The sequence below is a fragment of the Saccharothrix sp. CB00851 genome (assembly GCF_001905065.1).
Taxonomy (GTDB): domain Bacteria; phylum Actinomycetota; class Actinomycetes; order Mycobacteriales; family Pseudonocardiaceae; genus Actinosynnema.
The window spans coordinates 96,828-108,429 of sequence record NZ_LWLC01000015.1; the positions used below are offsets into that span (position 1 = coordinate 96,828).

Annotated in this window: 6 protein-coding genes; 1 reads left to right on the top strand and 5 read right to left on the bottom strand. The window is 72.2% G+C overall.

What is annotated here, in order from left to right:
- Positions 1–13: 13 nt before the first annotated feature.
- Positions 14–3,373: a carboxylic acid reductase gene (car, locus tag A6A25_RS17105; protein ID WP_198932739.1), complete on the bottom strand. Its 3,360-nt coding sequence runs from the start codon at positions 3,371–3,373 to the stop codon at positions 14–16.
- 284 nt (positions 3,374–3,657) lie between these two features.
- Entirely contained in the window at positions 3,658–4,122 is a 465-nt protein-coding gene (locus A6A25_RS17110) for a MarR family winged helix-turn-helix transcriptional regulator (protein ID WP_073891180.1), read from the bottom strand.
- 830 nt (positions 4,123–4,952) lie between these two features.
- On the opposite strand from A6A25_RS17110, the gene A6A25_RS17115 reads away from it, so the two are divergent.
- Positions 4,953–6,902 carry a helix-turn-helix domain-containing protein gene (locus A6A25_RS17115; protein WP_143193217.1) on the top strand — a complete coding sequence of 650 codons (1,950 nt, stop codon included), beginning with the start codon at positions 4,953–4,955 and terminating at the stop codon, positions 6,900–6,902.
- 80 nt (positions 6,903–6,982) lie between these two features.
- Here the strand turns inward: A6A25_RS17115 and A6A25_RS17120 are convergent, their stop codons facing one another.
- The 3 genes from A6A25_RS17120 to A6A25_RS17130 form a co-directional block, all read right to left on the bottom strand.
- Entirely contained in the window at positions 6,983–9,187 is a 2,205-nt protein-coding gene (locus A6A25_RS17120) for an anthranilate synthase family protein (RefSeq protein ID WP_073891183.1), read from the bottom strand.
- A complete protein-coding gene (locus A6A25_RS17125; RefSeq protein ID WP_073891186.1) occupies positions 9,184–9,843 on the bottom strand; it encodes an isochorismatase family protein in 660 nt (219 codons plus the stop codon). The genes A6A25_RS17120 and A6A25_RS17125 overlap by 4 nt, the downstream gene beginning before the upstream one ends.
- A gap of 247 nt (positions 9,844–10,090) precedes the next feature.
- On the bottom strand, positions 10,091–11,260 hold the full coding sequence (locus tag A6A25_RS17130; protein WP_073891189.1) for a 3-deoxy-7-phosphoheptulonate synthase: 1,170 nt from the start codon (positions 11,258–11,260) through the stop codon (positions 10,091–10,093).
- Between the last annotated feature and the right edge of the window lie 342 nt (positions 11,261–11,602).

Sequence of the window (11,602 nt, forward strand, 5' to 3'; positions counted from 1 at the left end):
TCGGGTGCTGGCCCTAGACCGACAACAGGGGCTTGAGGTCGGCGGCGTACTTGCGGATGAAGGACTCGGACAGCTGCGGTATGTCGCCGGTCAGGCCGGAACCGGTGGCACCGGCGGCGCGGATCGCGGCGCGGAACCGCTCGGACGGGATCTCCGAGCCCCGCACGACCGGCTCGGGGTGTTCGAACCGGTGCAGCAGCGGCAGCGCCGAGTACGGCCGCTGCGCCTCGGGCAGCGCGCGCATCGCGGTTTCGAACCGGGCCAGCCAGTCCGCGTAGTCGTCCACCCGCTCGATCCGGTGGCCGGCCGCGCTGAGCCAGTCGACGAACGTGTCCAGCGAGACGCCGTCGTCGTGCGGGTTGACCAGGCTGAACGTGCGGAACCCGGCGGCACGCCCGCCCAGCTCCGCCACGGCGGCAGCGGTGAAGTCGACCGGAAGGCCGTCGTAGTGCGCCGCCGACGCGTCGCCGGTGTAGAACGAGCGCGGCGCGATGCCGGTCGCGATGACGCTGAACAGCAGGCGGGTGAACACGTCCGGGATGTTCAGCTGCCCGCCGTACCGGCTGTGCGCGAGGATCATGTTCGAGCGGAACACGGTGACCGGCAGGCCGCACAGGTCGTGCGCCTCCCGCAGCAGCACCTCGCCCGCCCACTTGCTGGTGGCGTACCCGCCCGCGTAGCCCTCGTGGATCGGCTGCGTGGCGAGCGCTTCACGCACGTCGGAGTCCTCGTCCAGCGCGGGGTGGCGCGAGGTCGAGACGGCGACGCTGGACAGGTAGGTGAACGGCTTGACCCGGCCGGTGAGCCCCAGGCGGATCAGCTCGGCGGTGCCCACCACGTTGGCGTCGAACAGGTGGTTGTACGGCAGCACGTGGTTGACCAGCGCGCCGACGTGCACGATCAGGTCGACCTCTGTGGACAGTCGGTCCCACGTCGGCTCGGCCAGGCCGAGGCTCGGTTCGGCGATGTCGCCCGCCAGCACCTCCAGGCTCCCGGCCAGCTCCGCCACCCTGGCGACCAGGTCCGAGTCACCGCCCGCGAACGCCTCGTCGAGCCGTTTCGCGGCGGCTTCGTCGTCCTTGCCGCGGACCACGCAGATCAGCTTTCCGCCGGAGGGAGCCAGCCGTTCCAGCCACTCCAGGGCCACGAACCGGCCCAGGTAGCCGCTCGCGCCGGTGAGCAGGACGGTCCGCGGCGCACCGGTCGCGCGCGGGAGCGACTTGGCGTCGGCGATGGTGCGCGCGTCGAGGAACTTGTCCAGGGTGAGGTCGGCGGCGCGGACCTCGGTGCGCGCGTCACCGTGCACCGACTCGAACGTCGGCCGGTCCGACCCGGCGGCCCGCTTGCCCTCGATGTAGGCCGCGACCTGCCGCAGGTCGTTCGCCGGGCTGATGAGCACGTCCACCGGCACGCGCACGCCGAAGATGTCGTGCAGCAGGTTCGAGTACGACACCGCGGACAGCGAGTCGCCGCCCAGGTCGCGGAACCGCGCGCCGGGGCTGACATCGGCCATGGAGCCCGCCAGCAGCGCCCGCACGGCCCGCTGCACGGTCTCCAGCACGGGCCGGTCCGCACCCGTGCGACGGACTTCGAGCAGCTCTTCGGACTCCCGCTGCGCGATGTCGGCGTACAGCGCCTCCAACTCGTCGCGGTACCGGGCCAGCAGTTGCGGCCGCAGCAGCTTGCGGTGGTCGGACAGCAGGCCGTTCGCCTGGCTGAACGGCTCGCTCTCGATCAGGAAATCGCGCGGGATCTCGTAGGAGTTCAGGCCTGCTTCGCGGGCGATCTCCTGGAACGACTCGGTCAGCCGCTGCTTGACCTCGCCCGGCCGCCCGGCGAACTTGTCCAGCACGGCGGGCGTGGGCACGACCACGGCCAGCAGGTAGGACCGCTCGCTGTTGCCGTACAGGAAGATCTGCCGCACCAACGGGCTGGTGCCGAACGTGGCCTCCAGGCTCGGCGTGGCCACGAACTCGCCCTGGGACAGCTTCAGCACGCTGTTGCGGCGGTCCAGGATCTCCAGCCGGTCCGGCGCGACCTCGGCGACGATGTCACCGGTCTTGTAGTAGCCGTCCTCGTCGAAGATCGTCGCCGACAGCTCGGGCTGCTTGTAGTAGCCCGGGATCGCGGACTCGGTCTTGAGCAGCAGCTCGCCCCGGGGGTGCGGCACGTCGGTCCGGTAGTAGCCCAGCTCGGGCACGTCCACGATCTTGTAGTCGATCACCGGCGGGCGCAGCATCGAGCCGTCCACCGAGACGCCCGCGACCTCCGTGGTGCCGTACAGGATGTGCAGTTCCAGGTCCAGCAACGACTCCACGAACGCGCGCAGCTCGGCCGACAGCGGCGCGGAACCACAGCTGGCCCAGCCGATGCGGCCACCGAGGACGTTCGCGCGGATGTGCTTCTTGACCTCTTCCTCCAACGCCGCGCGGTCGACGTCGCCGACGGCACGCCGGTCGACCTCGCTGCGGTGGTACTGGAACAACATCTCGCACACCCTGGGCACCAGCGACAGCTCGGTGGGCCGGGCGAGCGCGATGTCCTCGAAGAACGTGGACAGGTCGCTGCTCGCGGTGAAGTAGCTGATCCCACCGCGCGCCAACGTGTTCTTCACCGAGGAGTGCCCGGCCACGTGGCTCATCGGCATGTAGTGGAACGTGATCGCCTGCTGCTCGGAGAACAGGTCCGCCCAGCCACCGCCGCCGAACATCGCGGCCACCAGGCGCTCGGTGTAGATCGCCCCCTTCGGGGTGCCGGTGCTGCCCGACGTGTAGACGAGCATGGTCATCGGGTCGTCGCCGTCCTCGGGCGTGAACAGCGGCGCCTCCGGCAACCGCGTGCCGCGGTCGACGACGTCCGACAAGGACTCGACGGACACACCGCGGTCGGCGAGGCGTGTCCGCACGGCGGCGAACCTCTCCCGCTGGTCGTCCACTTCGGCGTGGTAGTCGAAGACCACCAGGCGGCGGACGGACGGGGTGGCCAGGATCAGCTCGGCCGCGGCGTCCGCCCGTTCGACGGAGGCGGCCACGACGGTCGGCTCGGTCTCCGCCAGGATCTCCTTCAGCTGCGTGATCGGTGCGCTGGTCTGCAGCGGGATGGTGATCGCGCCGAGGCAGATGCACGCCAGGTCGACCGTCGTGTAGTCGCGGCCGGCGAAGCCGAGCAGGGCGACGCGGTCGCCCGGTTCGGTGGCGTGGGCGGTGTTGCGGTGCCACTCGTTCGCCACCGCGCGGACGCGCCGCCACAACTGGTCGAAGGTGGTCGTCTCGTACGACGGCAGCAGCCGAAGCGAGGCGCGGCCGGTGTCGGGGTCCCTGGTGATCTCCTTCGCGCGTTCGCCCAGGGCGGGCCGGTCCGCGTAGCGCCGCATCACTGCTGCCACCGTTTGCGTAAGCCGCATGCTGGTCTCCACATCGCATCACTGGCCGACTGCGAGGCTCGAAAACCGCGGGCCTGGTGCTCATCGGAGCGTTCGTCGGCGGGTCGCGCTGTTCTCCAGTTCGTCACCGACGCTAGCCCTGTGCGGAGTGGACTTCCCACACGCGGCAGGACAATCTGTCATGTCGCGGTGGCGCGAACTTCGTTGTGGCAGCGGGAAGACCGAAGGCGGCACGAAGCCGCCGACACGCGTCGGCGGCTTCGGGAGGACGAACGCTAGCGGGACGCCCCGGCGTAGGGCAGGGCGGCGAGCGCGTCGACCAGCGGCGCCAGCTCGGGCAGCTGCGCCGCTTCCTGCAACGCCTGGGCGAGCGTCTCGTCGTGGGTCGAGCGGGCGCGCTCCAGCGCCGCGCGGCCGGCCTCGGTGACCTCGGTGTAGATGCCGCGGCGGTCGTCCTCGCACAGGGACCGCTGGAGCAAGCCGCGCCGCTCCAGCCGGGTCACCAGTCGGGTGGTCGCCGACTGGCTCAGCACCACGGCCTTGGCCACCTGGTTCATCCGCAGCAACTGGCGCGGTGACGGCTGCCGGGACAGCACGTCCAGCAGGCTGTACTCGCTCACGGACAGGTCATGGCCCTGCTGGAGCGCGCGCTCCAGCACGTCCTCGATGCGGGCGTGCAGCGCGGCCAGGGTCCGCCAGCCCTGCGCCCGGGTCTCGACTGCTTCGTCGGCGTTCGTCACGGTGACATCCCTCCCTGCCGCCCGCTGCTTCCGCACGGCAACCGCGGCACCGCACCCTTTGTACGCCGTGTGCAACTATTGCACGTGCTGGTAGAGTGCTTGTGGCCATAGTAGCGGGAAACGGCGAGCCGTGGCCGGTGCGACGCCCACCCGACGATCGGCCCGCGTGACGCCCGACACCTCACGGGTGTCGTCCCCCGGCGTGCCGCCACTCACCCCTCGTCAATCCGACGGCACAAAACCCGCATTTCCGCCCGCGGGTACGGGCGGCACCGGAAAGCAGGACAATCGATCCCGCCACCCTCCTTCACCGGAGTTGATTCCCGACGGCGTGGAAAACGACTCGGGGTCGCGCTCGGCAAATCTCCCGGCGACAACTCCCGCCCCGCCCATGGCACACGATCGGCGGTTCTGCCGTCGGCCGTCCCCGCGTGCCGGATCGGGGTGACTTCGGTTTCACGCACGGACTCCACCGCCGCCGAGGTGACCGGCGCCTGCGCGGCCCGGATCCGCGACGGCGCTCGGGAACCGGGCCGCCGATTCGTCCGGCCGGGCGGTCCTGACGCTGCTCACGCCCGGCCGCACCCTTCGGGCGCGAGCGGCGACCACCCGATCGGTCTCTTCGACCTCCACACCCCGACATTTAATGGCGAGTAGTCGGAGTTCCCCATTCCCGCACTTCGCCCGCGCCACGTCCGAAGTCCTTCGGCGGTCGATGTCGTTACGCTGAAGAGTGACCGGCTCGACCGTTTACCCAACGTGATTACCCGACGAATGTAGTGGTTCGATCGGGTGACGGCAATGGACTCGAACTTGGGGGTGTCCTGACCGTGGAGACTTTTGTGCCTCCGCAGCTGACCGTCAGCGGCGGCGTGGACGAGTTGCTCGAATTGCTGGCCAGCGGTGCGCCGGCGGACACGTTCGAGGACTTCCTGGACGACGCCCGGAGGTTCGGCGTCACCGGCGTGGGGACCACCGACGTGAAGGCCGCCGTGTGGCGGGCCATGCGCGTGCACACCCAGATCCAAAGGGGCCGCGTCCGGGAAGCGGGGCTCACCGCGCTCATCGACGCCGCACGCGACCTGGCGCTGCCCTACGACTCGGTGGGCGGCCTGCTGCACGCCATCGCCCGGCGCGCGCGGCACCTGCTGAGCATGGACATGGCCTACATCACCATCGCCGACGAGGAGCACGACCACGTCCAGGTGCGTGCGGCGGACGGCCACACGTCCGGGCTGAGCGTCGGCCTGCGGCTGCCCGCCGACGACGGCATCACCACCGCCGGCCCGTTCGCCACGCACGACCTGCCGGGCGACGACCAGGTCGGGCTGCACCCGGCGTTCGAGGAGATGGTCCGGGTCGAGGGCCTGCACGCGATGATCGCGGTGCCGCTGGGCTACGGCGACCACGCCAACGGCCGCGCACCTCGCGGCAGGCTGTACGTCGCGAGCCGCAAGGTGCACCACTTCACCGCCGACGAGCGGTCTCTGGTCGGTTCCCTCGGCATCCTCGCCGCCACCTACCTGGAGACCACCCGCCTCCGCCTCGCCGCCGAGGCACGTGCCGCCGAACTGGAAGCACGCCTGGCCCAGGTGTCCCGGACCGCCGACCGGTTCCGCGAGCAGTGCGACCTGCAGACCTCGCTGGTGGACCTGCTGGTCTCCGACGGCGACCTGCGCACCCTGGCCGACCGCGCGGCGGCGGCATTCGGTGGCCGGGTGAGCGTCTACACCGCCGGCGGCGACGTGCTGGTCACCGCGGGGGACGGGCCGGACGACGGCGACGACACCGCCGCGCTGGCCATCGCCGTGGAGATGCTCACCGCGGACCCCGCGTCGGCGGGAGGTGGGCGGTGGGTGGCGCCGCTGTGCGCCGCGAAGGACTACATCGGCGCGTTCGTCCTGTGCGCGCCGGGCGACCTGTCCGCGAGCGCGCGCAAGCAACTGCGGCTGTACGCGCAGGCGGCCGCGTTGCTCGTGCGCCGGGACAGGCTCACCTCCGGTCACGACGGCGAGGTGCGCGACCGGCTGCTCGACGACGCGCTCAGCGACGAGCGCCGGGTGCCGCGCCTGCTCGCCGAACGCGCCCGCCGGATCGGGCTCGACCTGTCGCGGCCGTACCTGATGGTGGTCGCCCGACCGGAGGGCAGCATCCAGAGCCGGGCCAACGCGTGGGGGTCGGCGTACGCGCGGCGGATGGGCGGGCTGCGCAGTTGCCGCAACGGCCACCTGATCATGCTCCTGCCCGGTGGCGACGCGGGTGCCGTGGCCAGGGACGTGGCCGCCGCCATGGCGTCCGACCTGGGCAAACCGGTTTCGACGGGTGCGGCGGGCCCGTTGACCGGCGCCGAGTCCGTCCAGCTCGGCTACCGCGAGGCGATGCGCTGCCTCGACGCGGTGACGGCGCTCGGCGTGGAGGGCGGCGCGGGGTCCGCGCGGGAACTCGGGTTCGTCGGCGCGCTGGTGGCGGCCGATCACGACGTGGCGGGGTTCATCGAGTCGGCCCTCGGGCCGGTGCTCGGGTACGACCGGGAGCGGTTCACCGACCTGGTGCCCACGCTGCAGGCGTACTTCGACGCGGGCGGCAGCCCCACCTACGCCGCCGAACGGCTGCACGTGCACACCAACACCGTCACCCGCCGACTCGACCGGATCAAGGAACTGCTCGGCCCGGACTGGCAGAAACCCGCGCAAGCCTTGGAGATCCAGCTCGCGCTGCGCCTGCTGCGGGTCCGCGCCGCGCTGAGCACCCGACCGGAGTCGCGTGCCGTCGGCAGCTGACCGCGCCCGGCGCCCGACGCCGCGGTGGAGCGGGTGGCCGGTACCGACCGCCACCCGCCGCACCCGCGGGTCCCCGGCGATCACACCGGCGGCTGCGGCCAACGCCCAAGCCCCTGCCACGGACTTCCGCCGGCACTCGCGGACCACCCCGACCTGCCGCTCGCCCACGGCCCCGCCTCGCGAGCCCCAGCCGCCTGAGCACCGGTCGCGCCGGCCCCGGCCGCCGACGACTCGGCCGCGGGAGTCCCCGCCTGAGCCCTGGGCAGCTGGGCGCCACTCGCCAACGGGCCGGTCGACCGCGGGCCCGTTGACACCGGTCCGGTAGGCCGCGTCCCGGGCCGTGCGCCACCGGCCGTCAACGCCTCCACGCCGACCTCGCCGGCCCACCCTCGTGGCCCCGGCAGCACGCTGGTCAGGCCGGTCAGCAGCGAGCCGAGGATGGCCGGGCCGTCCTGGGTCAGCACCGACTCCGCGTGGAACTGGATGGACGCGAAGTGCGGGCCCCGCAAGGCGTGCACCTGGCCGGTCGCCGGGTCCCGGCTGATCTCCACCGCGCCCGCCCGCGGGTGGTGCAGGACGTCCGACTCGCTGCTCGCCGCGAACGTGTTGTAGAAGCCCACCCGCCGCGGCGTGCCGAACAAGTCGATCCCGAACTGCACACCCTGGTTCGGCACGTCCCGGCGGACCAGCGGCAGCCCGAGCCGCGAGCTGAGCACCTGGTGGCTCAGGCACACCGCCAGGAACGGCACGCGTTCCACCAGCAGCCGGTCCACAGTGGACCGCAAGTGCGCGATCTTCGGGTGACCGCTCTCGCGCGGGTCACCCGGCCCCGGCCCCATCAGCACGAGGTCGGCGTCATGCACGTCGTAGGGCTCGTCGAACCGCCGGATCACCACCTCGAGCCCCAACGACCGCAGCTGGTGCGCCAGCATCGAGGTGAAGGTGTCCTCGGCGTCCACGATCAGCACCCGCAGACCCGCCAACACCGGGTCCGCCGCGCCACGCCGCCCGTTGTCCGACAGCCAGAACGCCGCGATGTCGACGTTGCGCGCACGCAACGCATCCCGGACCTCCGGGTGCTCGGCGAACCCGACCCGCCCGTCCGAGCGCGGGCTCGGGTCCGACCCCAGCGCGGCCAGCAGGCCCGCCGCCTTGGCCCTGGTCTCGGCGACCTCCGCCAGCGGGTCGGAGTGCCGGACCAGCGTCGCGCCCACGTCGACGCGCACCGTGCCGCCACCGTCGATCGCAGCCGTGCGGATCAGGATGGACGAGTCCAGGGAGTGGCTGCCGTCCGGCTCACGGCCGATCAGCGCGACCACACCGCTGTAGTACGCCCGGCCGTCGGGCTCGTGGCGGCTGATCACCTTGCAGGCGCTCTCCAACGGGCTGCCGGTGACCGTCGGCGCGAACATCGTCTCGCGCAGGATGTCGCGCGGGTCCCGGTCGGTGCGGCCCGCGATGAAGTACTCGGTGTGCGCGAGCCTGGCCATCTCCCGCAGGTACGGCCCGTGGACGCGACCACCGTCGGGACAGATGCGGCCCATCATCTTCAGTTCCTCGTCGAGCACCATGTAGAGCTCGTCGGACTCCTTGTTGTCGGCCAGGAAGTCCAGCACGCCCCGCAGCGCCGGCCCGGTCGGCGGGTAGCGGTACGTGCCGCTGATCGGGTTCATCACCGCCGTGCCGCCCGTGACGCTGATGTGCCGTTCCGGGGTCGCGCCGACGAACGTGCGCTCCCCGGTGTGCACCACGAACGTCCAGTAGGCGCCGGTCTCGTCCCGGAGCAGCCTGCGGAACAACGACAGCGCCGAGCGCGGCGAGTAGTCCACGATGTCGGCGACGTACGCGCGGCGGATGACGAAGTTCGCGCCCTCGCCCTCGCCGATCTCGTCGGCCAGCACCCGGCGCACGATCTCGGCGTAGCTGTCGTCGTCGGTGTCGAACCGGCCGCGGGCCAGTTCCAGCGGCACGTCCGGCAGCCGGCGCAGCACGTCGTCCAGTGGCAGCACGGCCTGGTCGGCGACGGTGAGCGCGAGCAGCGGCTCGCCGTCGTCGCGGTGCACGTAGCCGCGCTCGCGGATCTGCCGGAACGGCACCACCGCCAGCACGTCGTGCCTCGCCTCGGCCACCGGCCCGGTCGGCAACGCGATGTCCGCAAGCAGGTCCGGCGTCGTGACGTCGCCGACCAGCACGTCCACCACGGCCTGACCGGACTCGGTCCGGTGCAGCAGGGCGAACGGCCGGTCCGGCGCGGCCAGCACCCGGTCCAGCAGGTCCCCGGTCACAGCGCCACCCGCTGCCGGTCGCCCGCGCCCACTTGGGCCAGAATGGTGTCCGTCGTGGCGACCACGGCGCACCGCTGGGCCGCGTACTCCACGGCCAGCCGGTGGTAGTCCGCGGTGAAGTCGCCGATGGCGTCGGCGACCACGAACGTGCGGATGTCGTTGGTGTAGGCCTCCAACGCCGTCACCAGCACGCCGACGTGCGCGTACACACCGCACACGATCAGCTGGTCGCGGTCGTCGGCCCGCATCCGCGCCAGCAGGTCGGAGCGGAAGAACGCGCTGTAGCGCCACTTGGTGAACACCCAGTCGCCCTCGGCGGGCGCGAGCTCGTCGACCACCTCGCGGTCGCCCGGGTCGACCCGCATCCCCGGGCCCCAGAAGTCGCGCAGCAGCCCGCGGTCCTGCTCGGTCATGCCGCCCGGCTGCGCGGTGTAGGCGATCCGCGCACCCCGTGCCGCGCACGCCTCTCGCAGCGCCGCGATGTTGCCGACGATGCGGTCCCGCAGGGAGTCGGGGAACGGCCGGACGAAGTACCGCTGCATGTCGTGGATCAGCACGACCGCCCGGCGCGGGTCCGCGGTCCACGTCGCGGTGTTCACGGGCAGGTCGTCCGATGTCGGCAGCGGGTAGGGGTCGATCGGGGGGATGCCTGTCATCGTGGTCCTCCGTCGGGAATGGGACGACGAGCGCGGCGGCCCGTGTCGGGTCGTGGACGGCGGGCGTTCTGCGCTCGGTCGGCCGGTCGCAGCCGGTGCGCTGCGCCCGGATCAGCCGATCGCGGCCGGGGTCAGCCGGTCGCGGCTGGAGCGCGGTGCCGGTCGGGCGGCGGCGGTGCGTGTGCGGTGCCGGTCGACCAGCGGCGCATGCGGTGCCGACCGGCCGTGGCGCGTGCGCGGTTCCCGGTCAGCCGGACCAGGCCGCCACGGCGGCGACCGCCTGGTCCGGGTTGAGCCGGGGATCGCAGTAGGTCGTGTACTTGTCGCCGACGCGGGCGGCACCGGACTCGTCGTACGCGCACTCCGTGACGTCGTCCGGGGTGGTCTCCAGGTGCAGCCCGCCCGCGACGCCGCCCTCGGCCCGCAGCACCTGCTGGAAGCGCTCGATCTCGGCGACGACGGTCTCCACGTACCGGGTCTTGAGGCCGTCGGGGGTGCGCACGGTGTTGCCGTGCATCGGGTCGCACAGCCAGATCACCGGGTGCCCGGCCGAGCGCACCGCGGCGACCAGGGCGGGCAGGCGTTCGGCGACGAGGTCCGCCCCCATCCGCGAGATCAGGGTCAGCCTGCCGGGCTCGCGGTGCGGGTCGAGCCGTTCCACCAGCGCCAGCAGCTCGGTCGCGGTCATCGTCGGGCCGACCTTGCACGCGATCGGGTTCGCCACCCCGGCCAGCAGGTCGACGTGCGCGCCGTCCAGCTGGCGGGTGCGGTCGCCGATCCACGGCAGGTGGGTCGAGGACAGGAACATCCGACCGGTGCGGTCGCGGCGCAGCATCGGGATCTCGTAGTCCAGCAGCAGCGCTTCGTGGCTGGTCCACATGGGAGGGTCGATGAGCCGGAAGCCGCCGCCACCCCAGCCGAGCAGCGAGGTGACGGTGCGGGCCGCGTCGTACCCGGCGAGCATCCGGTTCGGGTCGGGCCTGCGGCCCTCCGCGTCGGGTTCGGGGCTGTTCACCATGTGCCCCAGGAACGAGCGCAGCTCCACGTTGCCGAACACCTCGGTGGGGCTGGACCTGGGCTTGGCGAACTGGCCCGCGATCCGGCCGATCCGGACCACCGGCAGGTGGGTGGCCATCTTCATGACCCCCGCCAACAGGTCGAGCAGACCGGCCTTGCGGGCGACGTAACCCGCCTCGCACTCGGCGAAGTCCTCGGCGCAGTCGCCCGCCTGCACGACGTGCGCACCACCCGCGGCCACCATCGCGAGCGTGGTGCGCAGCTGACCGACCTCGTCGGAGGTGACCAGGCCGGGCCGGGAGGTCAAGGTGGCCCGCACCCGGCGCACGAGTTCGTGATCGTCCCAATCCGGTTGCTGCAGCGCGATCCTCGGTGGGCTCTCGCGCACGGCGTTGTCCACTGACACTCCAATCACGAAGGGACCGGGCACGACCGGGAGGGTGTGCGGTGAGCACGGTCGTGCGGCTCAGTTCGCGGATGAACACCACTTCGTCGATACGGCGATCGTGGAGCCGGAGCCGGACAACGGGCAACGATGCGGCAGGCAGTTCGTCAAGTCCCCGGATTCTCCGTCATGTCCGCCACCGCACCGCCCACCCGCCACCGACGATCCGGCGCCGACCCACCACCGGGTGTTCCGACCCGCTGATCCGCCCGACATCGGCTCCCCGGCCCGCTCACCCTCCTCGCACCCGACGAACCCGGCCCGGTCATCCGCCGGGCACCGTCTGCCCGCACCCGA